Genomic DNA, 21,936 nt, shown 5'->3' with positions numbered 1-21,936 from the left:
CTACTCCGCCGCCACCGCTGAAACGCGGCCCGTGCGCTTGTGCTTGATCCGGTCCTCGATCTCGTCCCGGAAATGCCGGATCAGGCCCTGGATGGGCCAGGCCGCCGCATCACCGAGGGCGCAGATCGTGTGCCCTTCCACCTGCTTGGTCACGTCGAGAAGCATGTCGATCTCCTCGACCTCCGCATCGCCCGTCACGAGACGGTCCATCACGCGCATCATCCAGCCGGTGCCTTCTCGGCAGGGCGTGCACTGGCCGCAGGATTCGTGCTTGTAGAACTTCGATAGCCGCCAGATCGCCTTGATGATGTCGGTCGAGTTGTCCATCACGATCACCGCCGCCGTGCCGAGGCCGGAGCGCTGTTCGCGCAGATAGTCGAAATCCATGATCGCCTCGCGCATGTCCTTGCCCGGGATGCAGGGCACGGAAGAGCCGCCGGGGATCACCGCCTTGAGGTTATCCCAGCCGCCCCGGATGCCGCCGCAGTGGGTTTCGATCAGTTCTTCGAAGGTGATCGACATGGCCTCTTCGACCACGCAGGGGTTGTTGACGTGGCCGGAGACGGCGAACAGCTTGGTGCCCGCGTTGTTAGCACGGCCGAAGCCTGCGAACCACTCGGGGCCACGGCGCAGGATGGTAGGCACCACGGCGATCGATTCCACGTTGTTCACCGTGGTCGGGCAACCATAAAGGCCCGCGCCTGCCGGGAACGGCGGCTTCATGCGCGGCATGCCCTTCTTGCCTTCGAGGCTCTCAAGCAGCGCCGTTTCCTCGCCGCAGATATAGGCCCCCGCACCGTGGTGCAGGTAGAGGTCGAAATCCCAGCCGGACTTGGCCGCGTTCTTGCCCAAAAGACCGGCCTCATAGGCCTCGTCGATGGCGGCCTGAAGCGCCTCGCGTTCGCGGATGTATTCGCCACGGATATAGATGTAGCAGGCATGGGCGTTCATCGCGAAGGACGCGATCAGGCAGCCCTCGATCAGCGTGTGCGGATCGTGGCGCATGATCTCGCGGTCCTTGCAGGTGCCGGGCTCGGATTCGTCCGCGTTCACCACGAGATACGCGGGGCGTCCATCGCTTTCCTTGGGCATGAAGGACCACTTGAGGCCCGTCGGGAAACCCGCGCCGCCCCGGCCCCGCAGGCCGGAGGCCTTCATCTGGTCGATGATCCAGTCACGGCCCTTCTGGATGATGGCTGCCGTGCCATCCCAGTGGCCGCGCGCCTGCGCGCCTTTCAGCGTGCGGTCGTGCATCCCGTAGATGTTGGTGAATATCCGGTCCTGATCTGCAAGCATGTGCTCTCTACTCTTCTCTATCGGCCAGTCGTCGGGCCGTTCAGTCTCTCTTGTCGGCCTGTCTGGCCTGCCACATCTGGAAGATCACCACCATGGCCCAAAACAGCGCAGCAAGCGCTGCGAAATCAAACAGCAGGGCATAGCGGCCCGGCAGGCCAAGCTGCGGCCCCGCGAGGTTGGCGATCAGCCAAAGAACCATGGTCAAAGCGATGACCAGACCGACGGTCTGGCCCTTTTTCGCCAATGCCTTGTCGCGCTGATCGCTCATCTGCGGAACCGCTGTGCCCTATTTCTTCTTGCGCGCCAAGAACTCGGTCTCGCCGCCCGCCGCAAGTGTCTTGGCCTGGCTCATCCAGTCGTCGCGTTCGATGCGGCCCTTGAAGCGCAGGCGGCTGTCCACCCATGCGATGTCGGACGGACCCCACGCCGCGACCTGCTCGAAGCGGTAGATGCCCAGTTCGTTCAGCGTCTGCTCAAGCTTCGGACCAACGCCGCTGATCAGCTTGAGGTCGTCCGCACCTTCTGCGGGGGGCGAGGTGTAGAGGGTGGCAGGCTTTCTTTCCTCGACATCCGCGCTCGATGGTTTGGGCGTCACGGCCGGGGCGGCTGTTTCGCCTGCGGGGATCGCTTTTTCCTTTTTGACCTCGGCACCCTTGTCGCCGCCCTCGTACTTCCAGTCGCCCTTGCGCGAGGCCAGTTCGGCCTGACCGGCGAGCGGCTTGGACGGCTTGACCGGGCTTTCCGCGGCGGGTGCGGGCTGGGACATGGCAGCGGCGGGTATGGCTGAGGCGGCCGCGGGTGCTGTGTCGGCGGATGACGGGGCCTTGCCTGCCGTGGCGGCCTGATCACCGACGGTCGGCGTGCCAGCGGCGGCACGGCGCGCGGTCATGCGCTCTTCCGCCTCACGCTTGTAGCGCTGCGCGGGCTTGTCGTCCGAGGCGAGATCGGCTGCGGCGCGCTGCGGGCGGCATATGAAAAGGCTGAGGCCAAGACCCAGCAGAAGCCCGATCACCGCGCCGGTAAAGAATGCCTGGTTTCCGTCGAACCCGGCCAGCATGTACAGCATGACAATGGAAACCACGCCGACGAAGGCTCCGATGGCCCAGCAGATGGCGGTGCATTCAAAGCTGCTTTGCTTCTCTGACATAAATCAAATCCCTCTTGGTGCAGGCGACCCTTTAGGAACCGCCGTCATAGCGCCCGTCTTTGCGGGCCTTCGCGGAAAAGGCGGTCTCTTCCCCGACCGCCAGCTTCTTAGCCTGTTCCACCCAGTCGTCCCGGCTGACGCGGCCCTTGAAGCCTTTGAGGTTCGCGTCCGCCCATGCGACCTCCTCATCGCCCCATTTGGCAATCTGGTCGAAATGGAAAATGCCCATACCGTTTAGCATGTTTTCGAGCTTAGGGCCTACACCCTTGATGAGCTTGAGATCATCCGCGCCGCTGTCCTTGGGCGCAGACAGCATTTCGGGCTTGCGGCCCACCTCTTCGGCGGGCGTGCCGCTTTCCGCTTTGACGGATTTGTCTTTCTTGGCCGGAGCCGCGCTGCCCGGTTTCGGCTTGGCCTTGGCCTCTGCCGCCGGCGCCTCGCCCGGTGCCTCGCTGCGGCCGTCAGAGCTTGCGCCGCGATTGCGCGGGGCTGGCTTTTCGCCCTTGGTGCGTCCGCCCTGGCTGCCGTCGGGGCCTTCGGGCGACATCATCGGATCACGCTTGACCGATTTGCCCTTGGCCGGAGCGGCATCGGTGTTGGCACCTTTACCTAGCCACGGGGTCAGAAGCGGCACCTCGGTGCCGTCGATGCGCTTGACGGTGTCGCCGATATCCACGGCCAGCTGCGCGCTGGCGTTGTACTTGGTGCGCCCGCTTTCCTGTTCCTTGAGGCTTGTGAGCCCGCTGAGCGGTTCGGACGCGTAGCGCCCGTTTTGCGGGCCGGGGACCGGCACCTTGCCGGCGGCCAGCTCATCGAGCAGCGCGCGCAGCTTGTCCGCCGTCAGGTCCTCGTAATAATCCTTGCCGATCTGGGCCATGGGCGCGTTGGCGCAGGCACCGAGGCATTCGACCTCTTCCCAGGAGAATTTGCCGTCAGCGGACAATTCATGGGGGCGGTCGGCGATTTTTTCCTTGCAGACCGCGACCAGATCCTCGGCCCCGCAGATCATGCAGGAGGTGGTGCCGCAAATCTGGATATGTGCAACGGACCCAACCGGTTGCAGCCGGAACATGAAGTAGAAGGTCGCGACCTCCAGCCCCCGGATATAGGCCATGCCGAGCATTTCCGAGACGTGCTCGATCGCCGGGCGGGTCAGCCAGCCCTCCTGCTCCTGCGCGCGCCACAAGAGCGGGATGATCGCGCTGGCCTGACGGCCCTCGGGATACTTGGTGATCTGCGCCTCGGCCCATTTCTGGTTCTCGGGCGTGAAGGCGAAGCTGTCGGGTTGTTCGTGGTGCAGTCGGCGGAGCATGTCTTCCGTCCTTCGTCTTTAGTCTCGGGCTCAGGGCCCCGTGTTCCGTATTAGGTGTTGCAGAGGACCGCCTGTCAGCGATCGATCTCTCCGAACACCACATCCATCGTCCCGATGATCGCCGCCACATCGGCCAGTTGGTGGCCCTTGGAGATATGGTCCATCGCCTGCAGGTGCAGGAAGCCGGGGGCGCGCAGCTTGGCGCGGTAGGGTTTGTTGGTGCCATCGGCCACGAGGTAGACGCCGAATTCGCCCTTGGGGGCCTCGACCGCACAATAGACCTCACCCTCCGGCACGTGGAAGCCTTCGGTGTAAAGCTTGAAGTGGTGGATCAGGCTTTCCATCGACTGCTTCATGTCGCGGCGGGTCGGCGGGGTGATCTTGCCGCGCGCCAGCACGTCGCCCTTGCCTTCGGGCGCGCGCAGCTTGGCGATGGCCTGATGGATGATGTGGGTCGACTGGCGCATTTCCTCCATGCGGCAGAGATAGCGGTCATAGCAGTCGCCGTTCTTGCCCACCGGCACCTTGAAGTCGAATTCGTCGTAGCATTCGTAGGGCTGCGCGCGGCGCAGGTCCCAGGCGAGGCCGGAGCCGCGCACCATGACGCCCGAGAAGCCGTAGTTGAGGATGTCTTCCTCGGTCACCACGCCGATATCGACGTTGCGCTGTTTGAAGATGCGGTTCTCGGTCAGCAGACCTTCGATATCGTCAAGGACCTGCGGGAACTCGTTGGCCCATGTCTCGATATCGTCGAGCAGGTCGTCGGGCAGGTCCTGATGCACACCGCCGGGGCGGAAATAGGCCGCGTGAAGACGTGCGCCGCAGGCCCGTTCGTAGAAGATCATCAGCTTTTCACGCTCTTCAAAGCCCCAGAGTGGCGGGGTGAGCGCACCGACGTCAAGCGCCTGGGTGGTGACGTTCAGCAAGTGGTTCAGCACGCGCCCGATTTCGCAGTAGAGCACGCGAATGAGCTGCGCGCGGCGCGGCACCTCGGTGCCGGTCAGCTTTTCGATGGCCAGACACCAGGCGTGTTCCTGGTTCATCGGTGCCACATAGTCGAGCCGGTCGAAATACGGCAGGTTCTGCAGGTACGTGCGGCTTTCCATCAGCTTTTCGGTGCCACGGTGCAAGAGACCGATATGGGGATCGCAGCGCTCCACGATTTCACCGTCCAGCTCAAGCACCAGACGCAAAACACCGTGCGCCGCAGGGTGTTGCGGGCCGAAGTTGATGTTGAAGTTGCGGATGCGCTGCTCGCCCGTCTCGAAATCGGTCGAGCCGTCGTCGTAGGTGTTGACGCGAATGTCGCCGTCCATCATTGGTCTACCCTTCCAGTTCCGGGCCCTCGGCCGTGCGGAACAGTTTCGTGATCAGCTTCCATTCGCCGTCGACGCGAAAGAAGCCGAGATAATCTTCGAACAGCCGCGGCGGCACGCGCACCTGCAGTTTCACATGCGCCATGACGTCGCCCGCCACGTCGATGCTGATGATGTCGTAATCCGGGGCACCCGCCAGCGGATCGCGTCCGCCTACCCGCTCCAGATAGCCCGCCTTGTCCCAGAACACCGGTTTGCCCGACCCGGCAATGGCGGTCATCAGGAAGTTCTCGTGCAGCATGCCGCGGAACATCTCGACGTCGGATGTGTGGATACCCTCGCAATAGGCGACCGCTGCCGCGTGTATCTGGTCGCGGATCGAGACGGCGCCGTCCATCACTTGCGCCCTTTCATCAGGCGGTCACGTGCGTTTTCTTCCTCGGCCCGGACACGCACGGGCAGTTCATCACGCGCGCCGAACAGCTCTGCAAACAGTTCTTCCAGATAGGCAATCATAGCTTCTCCAACTCTTGCAGCTTGAGCCCCATCCACCACAGCAGCGCGATCGTGCCGAAGGGGATCAGGCAGGCGATAGCCCAGTACTTGTTGATGCCGAAGTGCGGCAGCAGCTTGACCATCGGGATGGCGGTCAGCGCCGAAAGGATGAGCCACCAGACGCCGCCCATTATTTCGCCTCCGCCTTGTCGTCCCCCGGAAGGATGTATTCGCCCCCTTCCCAAGGCGACATGAAGTCGAACTGGCGGTACTCCTGCACCAGCTTCACAGGTTCGTAGACCACGCGCTTTTGCGCCTCGTCATAGCGGACCTCGGTGTAGCCCGTGGTTGGGAAATCTTTGCGCAGCGGGTAGCCGCGAAAGCCGTAGTCCGTGAGGATGCGCCGCAGGTCCGGGTGGCCCGAGAAGAGGATGCCGAACATGTCGAACACCTCGCGCTCGAACCAGTTCGCGGAGGGGTGCACGTCGGTCAGGGACGGCACCATGTCCTTTTCGCGCACGGCGACACGCAGGCGGATGCGGTGGTTCTGGTACATCGACAGCAGGTGATAGACCACGTCGAACCGCTTGGCCCGACCGGGGTAATCGACCGCCGTGATATCGACCAGCGTCGAGAACCGGCAGGTCGCGTCGCCCTTGAGGAATTCCACCAGCCCCGCGATGTTGGTGAGCGTCACGTCCATGTTCAGCTCGCCATGGGCGACTTCCCAGGACAGAACACAGTCGGGGCGTTTGGCCTCGATATAGGCGCCGAGTTCTTGCAGTGCGTCGCTCATCGTATGATCGTCCCCGTCCGGCGCATCTTTTTCTGAAGCTGCAAGATACCGTAGAGCAGCGCTTCCGCCGTCGGCGGGCAGCCGGGCACGTAGATGTCCACCGGGACGATCCGGTCGCAGCCGCGCACAACGGAATAGCTGTAGTGGTAGTACCCGCCGCCATTGGCGCAGGAGCCCATGGAGATCACATAGCGCGGCTCGGGCATCTGGTCGTAGACCTTGCGCAGCGCGGGGGCCATCTTGTTCGTGAGCGTCCCCGCCACGATCATCAGGTCCGACTGGCGCGGGGAGGCGCGCGGTGCGGTGCCGAAGCGTTCGAGGTCGTAGCGCGGCATGGAGGTATGCATCATCTCGACCGCGCAGCAGGCAAGACCGAAGGTCATCCAGTGCAGCGAGCCGGTGCGCGCCCAGTTGATCACATCCGCCGTGGAGGTAACGAGAAACCCCTTGTCCTGCAACGCGTCGTTGATCGCCCGCGCGCCCGCTTCCTTGTCGGGCCCGGCGGTTGCGCCACCCGCGAAACCTGCGTCCGTTACTGCCATTCCAGCGCCCCTTTCTTCCATTCATAGGCAAAGCCGATGGTCAGGACCGCGAGGAACACCATCATCGACCAGAAGCCCACCATAGATATGTCCTTGAAGGCCACGGCCCAAGGGAAGAGGAAGGCAATCTCCAGATCGAAGATGATGAAGAGGATCGAGACGAGGTAGAAGCGCACGTCGAACTTCATCCGCGCGTCGTCGAAGGCGTTGAAGCCGCATTCATAGGCCGAAACCTTTTCAGGGTCCGGGTTGCGTACGGCGACGACCACGGCGGCAAGGATCAGGACAAGGCCGAGACCCACCGCGACGGCCAGAAAAACAAGGATGGGAAGGTATTCCCGCAGCATGTCGTCCAAGGGAGGCTCCTTTTAGCTTGGCCCACGCGTATTGGCGCGCCGGCCGGGACATCATGTCATCGGAGTTCGGTCTAAACCCATGGGCGACAAGGGTCAACGGGAGGGGGCGGTCAAATCCGCACATGCGGCAGGGTTGCGCAGCGCTAATCGATCACCCTGCCCATCCATTTGGCGACCATGTCGTGCTGCACCCGCGCCTGTTCGGTCACCCGGTAGAAGCTGACAAGGTCCCGCACCGGCCCGCTGATCCGCTCGAAGCCCGAGATGAAGGCGACGATCACCCCCACCTGCGTCTCTCCCTGCATCACGAGGTAGCCACCGAAAAGCAGCACGGACAGGGGGCCGAGGGCGTTGGTGAGGTTGAGCGCGGCTTTCAGCGTGAATTTCAGCAGGTTGAAGGTGATCCGGTTGCGGTAGATGCGGCTCAGGATGCGCGACCCGTCCTCGTCGAAGGAGGCCTCGATCTCGGCCACGCAATCGCCAAGGCTGCGGACATAGGCCACCCGTTCCTCGACCAGTTCGTTGAGCTTTTTCTGCATGAAGGGCGTCAGCACCAGTTGCGGCACCATGAAGGCCAGCGCGAAAAGCGCGATGCCCGGTTCGACCACGAACATGTAGACCAGCACGCCCAGAAGCAGCGCGATATTGGCACAGGCCTGTGACAGCGCCTCGCCCACGAAGCCGCCCAGTTTCTCCACCTCCGAGCCCACGATGGAGACGACCCGGCCCTCGCCATCGACTGTCTGTTCGTTCTCGATCTGCCCGCCGTAAAGGCTCAGCAGGTGGCGGCGCGTGTAGATGTTGGTGCTCTCGGTCAGCCAGGCCTGGTACATGCGCAGGCCGAATTTCACCGCCTGATGAAGCACGATGACGGCGAGATAGGCAATGCCAAAGCGGATCAGCAAGGGAACGTCCTGGGTCTCGACAACCTCGTTCACGATCCGGCGCTGGAGTTCGATGGGCGCAAGGTTCAAGGCGGCCACGACGACCGCGATGACGCAGGCCGTCACCTGGTGCCAGCCGGTCATGCGCCAGACGTAGGTCCAGATCGACCCCGCGGCGCTGTCGTCACCGGTGCGGCGGACGGTCTTGGGCGAGAAGAGCCAGGAAAAAGGTTTCAAGGGACGGTGCCTTTGGTTGCCTCGGGTCCACCAAGTTGTCCCAATTCAGGGAACCGCTGCAAGAGCGCAATGATCCGGAGTGGGGCGAGGAAGGTCCGATTGCCCTTCGGAAGAATTGCACAAGCCGGAATTGACGCGTCTCAAGGCTGCGGTAACTGACGCCGCTACCATGCAATGATGCGCACTGAACACCTGCCACGTTTCCAACACCGCGCCTATCATGCCTTCGCCGCGGCCGCCTGTTTATGCGCGGCTCTGTTCTCTGTGCTTTATGCCCAGGATTCCCTGCCGGGTATCGGTGCAATTCCCCTCCTGCCCACGGTGGTCATCGCGTCCGTTCTGGGTCTACCTCTCCTCCGGTACATCCGCGCGCGTTTTGGCAAACAAACAAGGTCGCTTAGGGCAAGAACTGCGTTTTGGCTCCTGCCGCTCGGTGCATTTCTTGCCTTGCCGCCCATCGCGATTGATCTGCTCCACCCTTTCCCGCGCGATACGCATGTGGTCTTGCCGCGGTCGCTGCTCTTTTATCCTGCCATCGCGATGGTCGCGGAGGTGGTCTTTCACCTCGTCCCCCTTGCCGCGGCCGCCGCCTTGAGCGCGCAAAGGCGGCCCAGGGTACTGCTTGTTTTGCCCGCCGTCCTTACGGAACCGCTGTTTCAGGCGGCTTTCTCCGGCGGCCTCACGATCCAGGCAATCTTGGTCTTCGGCAATGTTACCTTGATCAGCGCAGCGCAAGTCTGGCTGTTTCTGCGCCTCGGCTTTGCCGCGATGATCGGCCTCAGGCTCGCTTTCTACCTGTTCTGGCACGTGATCTGGGGGACATTGCGGCTGCCGCTGCTGTTTTGAAGAATGGCCTCGAAGCTCAGACCATCCAGCGCGGCTTGCGCTTTTCAAAGAACGCCCCGATCCCCTCGGCGGCTTCCTCCGTCTCCCAACGCTCTGCCAGTGCCGCGATGGACATCTCGACCGCCTCGCGCGTGGCCGCGCCGCCGAGGTCGAGTGCCAACTGCTTGGCCGCCGCAACAGCACCGGGGGCGCAACTGAGATAGGGTACGACCTCCGCCTCGACCGCCGCGTCCAATTCTTCCGCAGGCACGGCACGGGCGAGCAGGCCAAGATCCACCGCCTCTGCCGCTCCGAACAGGCGCGCGGACATGAAGACGCGGCGCGCCCTGCCCTCGCCCATGCGGGCAATCACGTAAGGGCCAATGGTGGCCGGGATGATCCCGAGTCGCGTTTCGGTGAAGCCCATTTTCAGGCTGTCGACCCCAATCGCCACATCGCAGACACTGGCCATGCCGACACCGCCACCGAAGGCATTGCCCTGCACCTTTCCGATCAGAGGTTTCGGCAGGCGGTTGAGCGCCCCCAGCATCGCGGCAAGCTTCCCCGCCTCCACCGAGCGTGTCCCGGCGTCCATGTCGCGTTGCGCGCGCATCCAGCCGAGGTCACCACCGGCACAGAAAGACTTGCCCGCGCCGGTCAGCACAACGACCCGTACCGCGTCATCCGACGCCAGTTGCCCCGCCGCCGCCGTGAGGTCGGCCAGCATCTGCGCCGACATGGCGTTATGTTTCTCGGGCAGGTTCAGCATCACCGTAGCGACGCCCCGGTTATCGGTCTCAACCGTGATCGTCTCAAACATCCGCCATGCCTCGCATCGCGCGTGCCATTTCGGCCGCCTCTTCCAGAACGGTCTGATCGAGCCCGGTGTCATAGCCCAAAGCGGAAAGGTGCCTGTTCACCGCCTCCGTCGCCACGTTGCCCGCGGCCCCCGGCGCATAGGGACAACCGCCCAGACCGCCCACGGCAGCGTCAAAGACCCGCACCCCCATCGACAAGGAGGCGTCGATATTGGCCATCGCCCGGCCATGGGTGTCGTGATAATGCCCCGCAAGCCGCCCCGCCGGCACGACGTCGCGCACCGCAAGCAGCATCCGCGCGATCTTGTCGGGCGTCCCCGCCCCGATGGTGTCGCCCAGCGATATCTCGTAGCAGCCCATGGCGAAAAGCTTGTCCGCCACCTCGGCCACCGCCGAAGGGGCCACCGGCCCGTCATAGGGGCATTCCACGACGCAGGAGACATAACCGCGCACCGGCAGGTCGATGTGCCGCGCCTTTTCGAGAATAGGCCGAAACCGCTCGAGGCTCTCGGCGATGCTGGCGTTGATGTTCTTGCGGCTGAACCCTTCCGAGGCCGAACCGAAGACCGCGATCTCATCCGCCCCCGCCTTCAACGCGTCCTCGTAGCCGCGCATGTTGGGCGTCAGCGCCGCATAGCGCGTGCCCTCGGCGCGCCTGATCCCAGCCAGCACCTCCGCCGATCCCGCCATCTGCGGCACCCACTTCGGACTGACGAACGACGCGCATTCGATGCGGCGAAAGCCTGCGTCGCTCAGCCTGTCAACCAGCGCCACCTTCTCGGCTACGGGGATTTTCCGCGCCTCGTTTTGCAGCCCGTCGCGCGGGCCAACCTCGAATATCTCACATGGTCCCAAACTCATCGCATGTCCCCTGTAGGCTCCGCCCGTTCAGGCCTGAAACGCGCCACTTGCCCGTTTCCAGGACGGCCTTCACCCTCAAATATCTCACACGGTCCCAGACTCATGCGCCACCCCCGGCTTCATCTTTACAATACAACTCCGGCCCCACACCCGCCTCACTCGACCGGCCAGGGCGCATAGAAATCACGGTCGTAGATTCCGTCGCCTTTGGGAAGCGACTTCTGAAAGGCCGGGCGGTCCGTGATCCGCTCGTACCAATCCGCAACGGCCGGATGATTGTCGAGCTTTACGAAGAACCGGGACATATAGACCGCCTGCCCCACCGAGATATCCGCCGCCGAGAACCCAGAGGTCAGCAGGTAGTCGCGGTTCTCAACCGGCGTCGAGAGCCGCGCCTCAATCGCGTCGTAGCATTTGCCAATGCGCGCGGCCTCAAGCTTCATCACGATGGGGCTGCGCATGTGGTCCTCGCGCAGCGCCACGTGCTGCTGTGTGAGCGCGGCGGTGTGCTGGCTGATGGTCTCGGCGAAATGCACCCAGACCAGCCAGGCCATGCGGTCGGGCGCGCCGGGGCTGCGGCCAAGACGGTCCGGGCTGAAACGCTCGCAGAGGTATTCGGTGATCGCACCCGTCTCGAACATCCGCTCGCCCTCGATCTCGAGCGCGGGCACGCGGCCTGCGGGCGAGAGCGACAGGTACTCCGGCGCGCGCAGGCTCTTGTCGAAGGCGTGCAGCTTGACCTGGAAGTCGATGTCCAGCTCATTCAGCAGCCAGAGCGTGCGCATGGATCGTGTCTGCGGGCAGTGGTGCAGAACGATCATGCGGCGGCCTCCGCCTCTTCCGCTTCCAGCCGGACGAGGGCCGCCCCCGCCTCGACCTGGTCGCCCTCGGCGGCCAGCACCTCGGCCACCACGCCGTCGCGGGCGGCGAGAAGCGCGTGCTCCATCTTCATGGCCTCCAGCACCGCAAGGCGGTCGCCCTTGGCGACCTGCTGGCCGACCTTTGCCTCGACGCTGCGTACAAGGCCGGGCATCGGGGCCTCGATGACGTTGCCGTCGCCAGCCGCCCCTGCGGCGCGGTCGAGTGGGTTGACCACGTCAAAGACCAACCCGTAGCCCTCGAATACGGTGATGACATCGCCCGCCCGCGCCACATTCGCCGCATTTTGCCCGCCGATCACCCAGCGGCCGGCGCGGCGTTCGGCACGCACCTCGTCCTCGCCCACGGTCCAGATCTGTTCATCTGACGAGAGCACACGGACCTTCAGCAGATGCTCCTCCCCGCCCCAGCGCAGCACAACCTGCCGCCGCAGGGGACGCCAGAGGTGGAACCCGGTCTCGGCATCTGTTTCCAGCAGCCCCAGCGCCGCCATGCCCGCCAGTGCCGCGTGGCGCGGCGCGATCTCGGGCGTGACGGTCAGCGCGTCGATATCCCGCGCAATGAGCCCTGTATCGACGTCGCCTCTGGAGAACCCAGCGTGCGCGGCCAAAGCCCCGAGGAAGGCCAGGTTCGTCACCGTGCCACCCACCTCGCAGCCCGCAAGGGCGGCGCGCAGTTTCGAGAGGGCCACGGTGCGGGTCGCACCATGGACGATCACCTTGGCGATCATCGGATCATAGAAGGGTGAGATCGTATCGCCCGCCCGCACGCCTGAATCGGCGCGTGTTTCGGGGGTGAAACTGAGATGGGTCAGTGTGCCCGTGGCAGGCAGGAAACCTTTTGGCACATCTTCGGCGTAGAGTCGCGCCTCGAAGGCGTGGCCGTTGATCGACAGGTCCTCCTGCCGGGCGGGCAAGGGCTCTCCTGCCGCTACGCGAAGCTGCCATTCGACAAGGTCGACGCCAGTAATCATTTCCGTAACGGGATGCTCCACCTGAAGCCGCGTGTTCATCTCCATGAAGAAGAACCCGTCAGGGCTCAGCCCCTTCGAGCCGTCCACGATGAACTCCACCGTGCCCGCGCCCGCATAGCCAATGGCTTCCGCCGCGCGCACGGCGGCGGCCCCCATGGCCGCGCGCATCTCTTCGGTCATGCCGGGTGCCGGGGCTTCCTCGATCACCTTCTGGTGCCGCCGCTGAAGCGAGCAGTCGCGCTCGAAAAGATGTACCGCCTTTGCGCCATCGCCAAAGACCTGCACCTCGATGTGCCGCGGCTTGGCCACGAATTTCTCGACCAGAACGTCCGGGTTGCCGAAAGCGGTCTGCGCCTCGGAGCGCGCGCTCTTCAGCGCCGCTGTAAAATCGCCCGCCTTCTCAACCAGCCGCATCCCCTTGCCGCCACCGCCCGCAACGGCCTTGATGAGCACCGGATAGCCGATGGTCTCGGCCTGCTTGGCCAGAAGCCCGTCGTCCTGATCCGCCCCGTGATAACCCGGCACCACCGGCACACCGGCCTTTTCCATCAGCGCCTTGGCCGCATCCTTCAGCCCCATGGCGCGGATCGCCTTGGCCGACGGACCGATGAACGTAAGCCCGGCCTTTTCCACCGCTTCCACGAAATCCGGGTTCTCCGACAGGAACCCGTAGCCCGGATGGATCGCCTGCGCGCCCGTGTCGAGCGCCGCCTGAATGATCACATCGCCCCTCAGATAGCTCTCTGCCGGGGCCGAACCGCCGATGTGCACGGCACGATCCGCCATGGCGACATGTTTCGCCCCCGCATCGGCATCCGAATAGACCGCAACAGTGCGCACGCCCATGGCGCGCGCGGTCTCCATCACCCGGCAGGCAATCTCGCCCCGGTTGGCGATCAGGATCGTGTCGAACATCTGGCTTTACCTTTTTGATACTTTCATTCGTCGGGACAGGCTGGGCGGTCAGACGCTACATGAACCGGTCAGCGACCTCGATCCTCTCGACCACCATCATCACACCGGGCTCGAAGACGCCCGCCTCGGTCAGTTGCGCCTCGATTTCCTCGCGCCAGTGCGCGAGATCGCGGAAAGCGCCCTGCTCCATGACGAGGTCCTCGGTCATCTCGTCGAACCGGACCATGTCGACCGAGATCGTGCGCACGGCGAGCACCGGCAGGCCGTTGTTGTGCAGAGCGATATCCACGCGACCCGGTTCAGGCAGGCTCGCGCCGCGTTTCTCGTAATTGACGACCGCGTCGCAGCTGACCGTCTTGAAGCCGCTGGCGACAAGGCGCAGGATCCGGACGTTCAATTCATGGCTCTCGTCAAAGGTGAATGTGGTCGACCCCGGAAAACGGGCCAGGGCATCGGGGACTGAAATCATCGGTATTCTCCTTCATCGACTGGGCCGCCCTCCCGAGCAGCGCTTCGGATTGCGCGGCGCCTACATCCGGAAGACGCCGAACTTCGTCGGCTCTATCGGTGCATTCAGGCTCGCCGAGAGGCTGAGGTAGAGAACATCCCGGCTTTTGCGCGGATCAATGATCCCATCGTCCCAGAGCCGGGCGGATGCGTAAAGGGGGTGCGACTGTTCTTCGAACATATCGATGGTGGGCTGCTTGAAGGCGGCTTCTTCTTCCGCGGACCACTCCTGCCCAGCGCGTTCCATCGCCTCGCGCTTGACGGTGGCAAGCACGCCCGCCGCCTGCGCGCCGCCCATCACCGAGATGCGGCTGTTGGGCCAGGTCCAGAGGAACCGGGGCCGATAGGCGCGGCCCGCCATCCCGTAATTGCCCGCCCCGAAAGAGCCGCCAACCAGCATGGTGATCTTGGGCACATTGGTCGTGGCCACCGCCGTCACCATCTTGGCCCCGTGCCGCGCGATGCCCTCGTTCTCGTATTTGCGGCCCACCATGAAGCCGGTGATGTTTTGGAGGAAAACCAGCGGGATATGGCGCTGGCTGCACAATTCCACGAAATGCGCGCCCTTCTGCGCCGCCTCGGAGAACAGCACACCGTTGTTGGCGATGATCCCGATGGGACAGCCCTTGAGATGGGCAAAACCGCAGACCAGCGTCTCGCCAAAGCGCGCCTTGAACTCGTCGAAGCGCGAGCCATCGACCAGCCGCGCGATGACCTCGCGGATATCGTAAGGGGTGCGCAGGTCCGCAGGCACGGCACCTAGGATTTCGGCGGGATCATAGGCGGGGTCTTCGGGCGTTTCCCACTGGACGGTGACAGGCTTGGTCCGGTTGAGCTGTGCAACAGCCCGCCGCGCCAAGGCCAGCGCATGGGCGTCGTCTTCCGCCAGGTAGTCCGCCACACCGCTGAGCCGCGTATGCACATCGCCGCCGCCAAGGTCTTCGGCCGAAACAACTTCCCCGGTCGCTGCCTTTACCAGCGGGGGTCCGGCGAGGAAGATCGTCCCCTGCTCCTTCACGATGATCGTCACATCCGACATGGCGGGCACATAGGCCCCGCCCGCCGTGCATGAGCCCATCACCACGGCGATCTGAGGAATGCCCTTCGCACTCATCCGCGCTTGATTATAGAAGATCGCGCCGAAATGATCGCGGTCGGGGAAAACCTCGTCCTGATTGGGCAGGTTTGCACCACCGGAGTCGACAAGATAGACGCAGGGCAGATGGTTCGCCTCGGCGATCTCCTGCGCGCGCAGGTGTTTCTTGACGGTCATCGGGTAGTAAGTGCCACCCTTCACCGTGGCGTCGTTGCAGACCACCATGACCTCGTGCCCCTGCACCCGACCGATGCCCGCCACCACACCCGCGCAGGGCGCGTCGCCGCCGTACATTCCATGCGCCGCCGTCGCGCCCACCTCAAGGAAAGGCGAGCCCGGATCGAGCAGGTTCGCCACCCGCTCGCGCGGCAGCATTTTACCCCGGCTCACGTGCCGCGCGCGGGATTTCTCACCGCCTCCCAAAGCGGCCGCCTCCGCGGCTTCCTCGATCTGCGCGAGGGCTTCGAGATGGGCGGCCTTGTTGGCCTTGAAGGTCTCGGATGAGGGGATGATCTGCGACGTCAGTTTCATAATGGTCCTCTCAAGCCGCGCGGCGCTTGTATGCGCGGGCAATAATAAAGTCAGTCAATTCCGCCAGGTTTGCAGGGTCGAATTGACCCAGATCATTCCGAGATACTGCACTGCGGCGTAGAATAGGCGCATCATTCAAGACAGGAGAAAAGTCATGCGAAGCAGTATCGCAGTCATCCTTCTCGCCGCACTCGGTGCCACCTCCGCCGCCGCCCAATCTCAGGGCGACTGGACGCTTGGTCTGGGTCTCGGATCGGTGATGCCGAAATCCGGAAACGGCACGCTCGCCGGTGGTGCAGCAGACGTCGGTGATGACCTGCGCCCCGTCTTCACCGCCGAATACTTCATCCGCGACAACCTCGGCATCGAGTTGCTGGCATCCACACCTTTCGAGCATGACGTCGATATTGCCGGTGTCGGATACGCAGGCAGCACCAAGCACCTGCCGCCCACCCTGTCGCTCAACTATCACTTCCCCACCAACTCGGCGGTCAGGCCCTATGTCGGCGCGGGCATCACCTACGTCACCTTCTTCGAGGAGCAATCGCCGCTGGGCACGATCGAGTTGGACGACAGCTTCGGCCTGTCCGTGCAGGCCGGTATCGATTACGAACTCAGCCCCACAGCCGCGCTGCGTGCCAATGTGCGCTGGATGGATGTCGACAGCGACGTCAGCCTCGATGGCGTAGACATCGGCACCGCCGAGATCGACCCGGTGGTGGTGAGCCTTACCTATCTGATTCAGTTCTGAGGAAGGTATGAAAAACGCGGCAGGCTGCATCACGACGCAGCCTCCGCCCGCGCCCGCGCCTTGAGCTCCTTGCGGATCACCTTGCCCGTCACCGTCATCGGCAGGGCCTCGAGAAAGGCGATCTCTCTGGGATATGAATAGCTTGCGAGCCGTTCCTTGACCCAATCCTGCAGCTCCTGAGCCGTGACTTCAGCCCCGTCCTTGCGCACCACATAGGCCTTGACGATCTCGGTCCGCAGCGCATCGGGCTTGCCCACCACGCCGCAGGTCGCCACGGCGGGATGGGTCAGCAGGCAATCCTCGATCTCCGCAGGGCCAATCCGGTAGCCGGCGGAGGTGATCACGTCATCCTCGCGCCCGACGAACCGCAGGTAATCGCCTTCCCAGATGCCGCGATCGCCGGTGATGAGCCAATCGCCCCGGAATTTCTCGGCCGTCGCCTCGGGCCTTTTCCAGTACTCCAGTAGCATCGAGGCCGATCCCCGCCGGATCGCCACATCACCTTCGGTGTCGGTCGGCTGACCGTCCGAATCGACCACCGCCACCTCGTGCCCCGGCACGGCCTTGCCGATGCACCCGGGCCGCGCGGGGAAATCCACACCGCAGGACGAGGCCACCATGTTGCATTCCGTCTGACCGTAGAACTCGTTGATATCGAGGTCAAAAGCCCGCCGCCCCCAGGCCAGCATCTCGGCCCCCAGCGGCTCTCCGCCGCTCGCGACCGACCGCAGCCCCGGCACCTCGGCCCCCGCCGCCTTGAGCATCCGCAGCGCTGTCGGCGGAAAGAACACGTTACGCACACCGCCCCGGCGGACCACGTCCTGACAGCCCTCAACGGTGAATTTCGGCATCCGCGCCGCAACCACCGGCACCCTCAGCGCGAGCCCCGGCATAAGCACGTCGAACAGCCCGCCGATCCAGGCCCAGTCGGCAGGCGTCCAGAGGCAATCGCCGGGCTGGCCGAGATGATCGTGGCTCATCGCCACGCCGGGCAGATGCCCCGTCAGCACCCGGTGCCCGTGCAGCGCGCCTTTTGGGCTGCCGGTTGTGCCGGAGGTATAGATCAGCACCGCCGGGTCTTCGGGGCCCGTGTCCGCATATGCGACCGGATCACCCGCGACACCGACCTCATCCGCCAGCCATGCCTCGGCCAGATCGCCCAGCAAGGCCGCCCCCTCGGCATCGGTCAGGACAATCCCGCATTCCGCGTCGCCCACCCGTGACGCCAGCGCGTCCTGCTTGAAGAGCTTGAACAAAGGCACTGATATCGCGCCGATTTTCCAGATCGCCAGATGTGCCGCCGCGCACCACGGCGACTGGCTCAGCAACACGCCCACGCGGTCGCTCGGGCGCACCCGCGCCAGCAGGGCGCGCGCCAGATCATCGGTCATATGCCCCAGATCCCCGTAGGTCACGTCGCGCCGCGTCTCACCGCTCACATCGATGATCGCCGTCTGCCCCTCCGGATGCGCCAGACACTGCGCCGCCATGTTGAGCCGCGCTGGTATCACCCAGCGCCCAGACTTATCCAGCCCCGGCAGGTTCACGTCCGCGGCCCCAACGGGGTCTCGCCCCCCGGCTTGCCCATATTTTCCAGCCCGCCCAGCCGGTTGACGAAGTAATCCACCGAATCCCCGGCCACGGCACCCTTTGGCGTGCAGCTGACGACCAACCAGATGCCCGCAAAGGCGCGCCCGGGATCGGCGACGCAGTCGGTCACGCTGGCGTCGCCGCCCCGTTCCTCGACATAGCGTTCCGCATAGTGGTTGATCACATCCGTCTCCGTGATGCTGGCCACCCGCCAGCCGTACCGCAGCCAGAGCAGCGCAAAGCCCAGGAGCAAGAGCCAGAATGGCGCCCACCAGAGCCAGCGCGGCACGGGCCTAGCCCATCGCCGCCATCATCTCGCGCCCCACCAGCATGCGCCGGATTTCCGAGGTGCCCGCGCCGATCTCCATCAGCTTGGCATCGCGGAAGATACGGCCCACGGCATTGTCGCTGAGATACCCCGCGCCGCCCATGGCCTGCACCGCCTGGTGCGCCTGCACCATGGCCTGTTCCGAGGCATAAAGACAGCAGGCCGCCGCGTCCTGCCGCGTCACATCACCCCGGTCGCAGGCTGCCGCCACCGCATAGACATAGGCGCGCGCCGAGTTCATGGCGGTGTACATATCGGCCAGTTTGCCCTGCATCAGCTGGAAATTTCCGATGCTCTGACCGAACTGCTTGCGTTCGACCATGTAGGGCATGATCTCGTCCAGACAGGCGGCCATGATGCCAAGGCCGATCCCCGCCAGCACCACGCGCTCGTAATCGAGACCGGACATCAGCACGGCCACCCCGCGCCCCTCCTCGCCCAGCACGTTCTCGAAGGGCACCTCGACATCCTCAAAGATCAGCTCGGCGGTGTTCGAGCCGCGCATGCCGAGCTTGTCGAAATGCGGACTTGTCGAAAATCCCTTCATGTCCTTGTCGATCAGAAAGGCGGTGATCCCCTTCGATCCGGCATCGGGATCGGTCTTGGCATAGACCACCAGCGTCTGCGCATCCGGCCCGTTGGTGATCCAGTACTTGTTGCCGTTGAGGCGGTAGTGATCGTTCCGCTTCTCGGCCCGCAGCTTCATCGACACCACATCGCTGCCCGCCGAGGGCTCCGACATGGCCAGCGCGCCCACATGCTCGCCGGAACAGAGCTTGGGCAGGAACTTCTGACGCTGCTCCTCGGTGCCGTTCAGCTTGATCTGGTTCACGCAAAGGTTCGAATGCGCGCCGTAGGACAACGACACCGAGGCGGAGGCCCGCGCGATTTCCTCAACCGCCACCGTATGGGCGACATAGCCCATGCCCGATCCGCCGTATTCTTCGGGCACCGTCATGCCAAGAAGGCCCAGCTCCCCCATCTCGGTCCAGAGCGGTGCGGGAAACTCATTCTTGCGGTCGATATCGGCAGCCAAGGGCCGGACACGCTCCTGCGCCCAGCGGTGCACCATCTCGCGCATCGCTTCGACATCTTCGCCCAGATCGAATTTCATGGTGGCGGTGAACATCGCCCTCTCCCTCAGACCGATTTAATGAACACTTGTTCATTACCTAGCGCAGCCCGGCCGCCCGGTCAACGATTCCCCACTGCGCCAACGCGCGGCAGTTCGCCCCGCCCCGTGCGCAGGTTGCCCTGATCACTCTCTGAGATGGAGCCGCCCTTGCTTGAGACCCTTTCGGGCGGAGCGATGGCGGCTTGCCAAGAAAAATCGCGGAGGGACCCGCTTGCGGGAGACCGCTATTTTTCTTGGGGAGACGGCAGCGCTTTGCCAGACAGGGGATCAATCAAGGGCGGGTCAATCTCTGAGATGGTGGGTCCCGCAGCGCTCGCGACACCGGCCACAGGAAAAGACCTAAAACGCTTTCGTCCCGACAGGCGAAGAGCCCCCGTCAGGGGGGCGATGAGCCATCGCCCCCTGATATACCGCGCTGACCTCCGCCCTGATGATCCGGGCGATCAGCGCGCAATCCTCCAGCGAGAACGTCAGTGGCACCCGCATGTCAATGATCCCCGCCAGCACCGCATCGCTCGCGGGCATTCGGGGCGCATCGACGTAGCGCCAGCTGTCGTAGCGGCTGGTAAAACCGACGGGCTCCGCGCCCCCGAACCATTTCAGCTCCACCCCGCGCTTGAGACACCGGCCAACCACCTCCTGTACTTCCGCCCCGCGCCAGCCCTTCAGCAGGAACTGAATGGAAGAGCCGACGATCGTCTCTTCCTCCGGCCGCTCGATCACGGTCAGACCTGGCGTATCCCGCAGCCCCCTCTCGATCTCGTAATACCGCGCGTTCCACTTCTCGCGCTGCGCATCAAGCTGCCGCAATTGCGGCCGCAGGATCGCGGCGCGCAGGTTGTCCATGCGGCCCGAGATATTGGGGGTTTCATAGCGGATGGTCTCGTAGGCCTCTTTCGGTGGTCCCGCCAGATGCCGTTCATACATCATGTAGGACCCCGACAACATCACCGCCCGCGCCGCCACCTCCGCGTCGTCGGTGATGAAAAGCCCGCCCTCGCCCGAATTCACATGCTTGTAGGTCTGGCAGGAATAGCAGCCAACTTTGCCCTGCGTGCCCGAGGGCACGCCTTTCCACGCGGCCCCCATGGTGTGCGCGCAATCCTCGATCACCGTGATGCCGGAGGCATCGCAAAGGCCCATGAGCGCTTCCATGTCCGCCAGATGCCCGCGCATGTGGCTCAGCAGGAGGACCCTCGCCTGTTCCGCCTTGGCCGCCAGATCATCGAGGTCGATCACCAACTGCTCGGTCACGCCGACGAAAACCGGCACCGCCCCGACGGCGGCAATGGCCCCCGGCACGGGGGCAAGCGTGAAGGCATTGGTCAGCACCCGGTCACCGGGTTTGACACCCACCGCGCGCAATGCGGTCGCCATGGCATAACCGCCCGAGGCCACGGCGAGGCAGTACTTCGCCCCCATCTGTGGCGCGAACTCCTGCTCCAGCAACACCGTCTCGGCGATCTCGCCCGGCGCGGTGTTGTAGCGGTGCAGCCGCCCCGAGCGCATCACCGCCACCGCCGCCTCGATCGCCTCTTCGGGGATCGGCTCCTGCTGGGTGAAACTGCCCTTGAACACTTCCGTCATTGCCGCGCCTCCCCGATCAGCTCCACGACGATACCGTGCAGGTCGGCGTAGCTGTCAAGCAGCGCCTCCGGCTCGAGCGCAGCCATATCGCCGCCCGCAGGTCCGAAAGTCACCAGCACGCACGGCACCCCCGCCGCGCGCGCCGTCTTGCGGTCCGTGTCGCTGTCGCCGATCAGCAGGCACTTGTCAGGATGCCCACCCGCACGCCGCGCGGTCTCGAAAAGGTGCTCCGGGTCCGGCTTGCGCACCGTCAGCGTGTCGGCCCCCAGCATCGCGTCGAAGGCATCGCGCACGCCCAATCGACGCAGCAGCGTGTCGGCCAGCCCCTCGGGCTTGTTGGTGCAGATCGCCACGCCAAAGCCCTGGCACTTCAGCACCTCCACCGCTTCCATCGCACCGGGATAGAGCACCGTGTGCCGGTCGATATCCGCCGCATAAGCCTCCAGCAGCCGCGGATAATAGGCGTCGATTGTCGCCACATCCCCGCCCCGGCCCAGCCGCTCGATCCCCAGCCGCAGCATCGCGCGGCCGCCACGCAGGGCGGTCCCGGCGTCGGCCAAAGGGTCCAGCAAATTACCAGCCCCCATGTCCCGGAAACAGGCATTTGCGGCGGCGATCAGATCGCCGCTGGTATCGGCCAGCGTCCCGTCCAGATCGAATACAACCGTCTTCACCCGGTACTCCCTTGGGCGAAACCCCGCCCGTCCTTGTTGCAACTCGCAACCTTGTTTGATCCCTGCCAGACTTGCGCCGCCGTGC

Annotated in this window: 24 protein-coding genes; 2 read left to right on the top strand and 22 right to left on the bottom strand. The window is 64.4% G+C overall.

The features are described 5' to 3' along the window. The 11 genes from nuoF to AB2B41_RS06005 all read right to left on the bottom strand — a co-directional run bounded on the left by nuoF (window position 1) and on the right by AB2B41_RS06005 (window position 8,381). Window positions 1-1,296, bottom strand: a complete 1,296-nt coding sequence (gene nuoF / locus AB2B41_RS06055; protein WP_367876856.1) for an NADH-quinone oxidoreductase subunit NuoF — start codon at window positions 1,294-1,296, stop codon at window positions 1-3. A gap of 40 nt (window positions 1,297-1,336) precedes the next feature. Next, window positions 1,337-1,564, bottom strand: a complete 228-nt coding sequence (locus AB2B41_RS06050; protein WP_367876855.1) for a DUF5337 domain-containing protein — start codon at window positions 1,562-1,564, stop codon at window positions 1,337-1,339. Window positions 1,565-1,582: 18 nt separating this feature from the next. Continuing rightward, entirely contained in the window at window positions 1,583-2,443 is an 861-nt protein-coding gene (locus AB2B41_RS06045; protein ID WP_367876854.1) for a hypothetical protein, read from the bottom strand. A 31-nt stretch (window positions 2,444-2,474) separates the two neighbouring features. Next, a complete protein-coding gene (locus AB2B41_RS06040) occupies window positions 2,475-3,755 on the bottom strand; it encodes an NADH-quinone oxidoreductase subunit E (RefSeq protein WP_367876853.1) in 1,281 nt (426 codons plus the stop codon). A 74-nt stretch (window positions 3,756-3,829) separates the two neighbouring features. Further along, entirely contained in the window at window positions 3,830-5,074 is a 1,245-nt protein-coding gene (locus tag AB2B41_RS06035) for an NADH-quinone oxidoreductase subunit D (protein ID WP_367876852.1), read from the bottom strand. A gap of 4 nt (window positions 5,075-5,078) precedes the next feature. Further along, window positions 5,079-5,468, bottom strand: a complete 390-nt coding sequence (locus AB2B41_RS06030) for a nuclear transport factor 2 family protein (protein ID WP_367876851.1) — start codon at window positions 5,466-5,468, stop codon at window positions 5,079-5,081. A 115-nt stretch (window positions 5,469-5,583) separates the two neighbouring features. After that, on the bottom strand, window positions 5,584-5,757 hold the full coding sequence (locus tag AB2B41_RS06025; RefSeq protein ID WP_367876850.1) for a hypothetical protein: 174 nt from the start codon (window positions 5,755-5,757) through the stop codon (window positions 5,584-5,586). Then, entirely contained in the window at window positions 5,757-6,362 is a 606-nt protein-coding gene (locus tag AB2B41_RS06020) for an NADH-quinone oxidoreductase subunit C (RefSeq protein WP_367876849.1), read from the bottom strand. Before AB2B41_RS06020 ends, AB2B41_RS06025 begins: the two co-directional genes overlap by 1 nt. Continuing rightward, window positions 6,359-6,904: a NuoB/complex I 20 kDa subunit family protein gene (locus tag AB2B41_RS06015; protein WP_367876848.1), complete on the bottom strand. Its 546-nt coding sequence runs from the start codon at window positions 6,902-6,904 to the stop codon at window positions 6,359-6,361. The genes AB2B41_RS06020 and AB2B41_RS06015 overlap by 4 nt, the downstream gene beginning before the upstream one ends. Then, window positions 6,895-7,260, bottom strand: coding sequence for an NADH-quinone oxidoreductase subunit A (locus AB2B41_RS06010; RefSeq protein WP_367876847.1), 366 nt, complete (start codon window positions 7,258-7,260; stop codon window positions 6,895-6,897). Before AB2B41_RS06010 ends, AB2B41_RS06015 begins: the two co-directional genes overlap by 10 nt. Before the next feature lie 143 nt (window positions 7,261-7,403). After that, the gene (locus AB2B41_RS06005) at window positions 7,404-8,381 is read right to left on the bottom strand and encodes an ABC transporter transmembrane domain-containing protein (RefSeq protein WP_367876846.1); all 978 of its coding nucleotides are present in this window, start codon (window positions 8,379-8,381) and stop codon (window positions 7,404-7,406) included. 174 nt (window positions 8,382-8,555) lie between these two features. Between AB2B41_RS06005 and AB2B41_RS06000 the strand changes: the two genes are divergently transcribed. After that, the gene (locus tag AB2B41_RS06000) at window positions 8,556-9,227 is read left to right on the top strand and encodes a hypothetical protein (RefSeq protein WP_367876845.1); all 672 of its coding nucleotides are present in this window, start codon (window positions 8,556-8,558) and stop codon (window positions 9,225-9,227) included. 16 nt (window positions 9,228-9,243) lie between these two features. Here AB2B41_RS06000 and AB2B41_RS05995 read toward each other — a convergent pair whose 3' ends face one another. From AB2B41_RS05995 to AB2B41_RS05970, 6 genes are all read right to left on the bottom strand, one after another. After that, the gene (locus AB2B41_RS05995; protein WP_367876844.1) at window positions 9,244-10,026 is read right to left on the bottom strand and encodes a crotonase/enoyl-CoA hydratase family protein; all 783 of its coding nucleotides are present in this window, start codon (window positions 10,024-10,026) and stop codon (window positions 9,244-9,246) included. After that, a complete protein-coding gene (locus tag AB2B41_RS05990) occupies window positions 10,019-10,885 on the bottom strand; it encodes a hydroxymethylglutaryl-CoA lyase (protein WP_367876843.1) in 867 nt (288 codons plus the stop codon). The genes AB2B41_RS05995 and AB2B41_RS05990 overlap by 8 nt, the downstream gene beginning before the upstream one ends. 155 nt (window positions 10,886-11,040) lie before the next feature. Further along, complete coding sequence (locus AB2B41_RS05985) at window positions 11,041-11,706, bottom strand: glutathione S-transferase family protein (protein WP_367876842.1); 666 nt, start codon at window positions 11,704-11,706, stop codon at window positions 11,041-11,043. After that, the gene (locus AB2B41_RS05980) at window positions 11,703-13,652 is read right to left on the bottom strand and encodes an acetyl/propionyl/methylcrotonyl-CoA carboxylase subunit alpha (protein ID WP_367876841.1); all 1,950 of its coding nucleotides are present in this window, start codon (window positions 13,650-13,652) and stop codon (window positions 11,703-11,705) included. The genes AB2B41_RS05985 and AB2B41_RS05980 overlap by 4 nt, the downstream gene beginning before the upstream one ends. A gap of 55 nt (window positions 13,653-13,707) precedes the next feature. Next, entirely contained in the window at window positions 13,708-14,121 is a 414-nt protein-coding gene (locus AB2B41_RS05975; RefSeq protein WP_367876840.1) for an ASCH domain-containing protein, read from the bottom strand. Window positions 14,122-14,181: 60 nt separating this feature from the next. Then, window positions 14,182-15,786: a carboxyl transferase domain-containing protein gene (locus AB2B41_RS05970; RefSeq protein WP_367876839.1), complete on the bottom strand. Its 1,605-nt coding sequence runs from the start codon at window positions 15,784-15,786 to the stop codon at window positions 14,182-14,184. Window positions 15,787-15,940: 154 nt separating this feature from the next. On the opposite strand from AB2B41_RS05970, the gene AB2B41_RS05965 reads away from it, so the two are divergent. Then, window positions 15,941-16,537: an OmpW/AlkL family protein gene (locus tag AB2B41_RS05965; protein ID WP_367876838.1), complete on the top strand. Its 597-nt coding sequence runs from the start codon at window positions 15,941-15,943 to the stop codon at window positions 16,535-16,537. 29 nt (window positions 16,538-16,566) lie between these two features. Here AB2B41_RS05965 and AB2B41_RS05960 read toward each other — a convergent pair whose 3' ends face one another. From AB2B41_RS05960 to AB2B41_RS05940, 5 genes are all read right to left on the bottom strand, one after another. Next, window positions 16,567-18,027 (bottom strand): AMP-binding protein, encoded by a 1,461-nt coding sequence (locus AB2B41_RS05960; RefSeq protein WP_367876886.1) that lies wholly within the window; start codon window positions 18,025-18,027, stop codon window positions 16,567-16,569. A 53-nt stretch (window positions 18,028-18,080) separates the two neighbouring features. Beyond that, window positions 18,081-18,416: a hypothetical protein gene (locus AB2B41_RS05955; RefSeq protein ID WP_367876837.1), complete on the bottom strand. Its 336-nt coding sequence runs from the start codon at window positions 18,414-18,416 to the stop codon at window positions 18,081-18,083. Window positions 18,417-18,420: 4 nt separating this feature from the next. Then, window positions 18,421-19,584, bottom strand: a complete 1,164-nt coding sequence (locus AB2B41_RS05950; RefSeq protein WP_367876836.1) for an acyl-CoA dehydrogenase family protein — start codon at window positions 19,582-19,584, stop codon at window positions 18,421-18,423. Between the two features lie 345 nt (window positions 19,585-19,929). Then, window positions 19,930-21,177 (bottom strand): DegT/DnrJ/EryC1/StrS family aminotransferase, encoded by a 1,248-nt coding sequence (locus AB2B41_RS05945; protein WP_367876835.1) that lies wholly within the window; start codon window positions 21,175-21,177, stop codon window positions 19,930-19,932. Further along, window positions 21,174-21,851, bottom strand: a complete 678-nt coding sequence (locus AB2B41_RS05940; RefSeq protein ID WP_367876834.1) for an HAD-IA family hydrolase — start codon at window positions 21,849-21,851, stop codon at window positions 21,174-21,176. Before AB2B41_RS05940 ends, AB2B41_RS05945 begins: the two co-directional genes overlap by 4 nt. Window positions 21,852-21,936 lie beyond the last annotated feature (85 nt).

This window comes from Sulfitobacter sediminis (genome assembly GCF_040811725.1).
GTDB classification, from domain to species: Bacteria; Pseudomonadota; Alphaproteobacteria; order Rhodobacterales; family Rhodobacteraceae; genus Sulfitobacter; species Sulfitobacter sediminis.
Note: the sequence above shows the minus strand (reverse complement) of the source record. Positions and strands in the feature narration are given on the sequence as shown.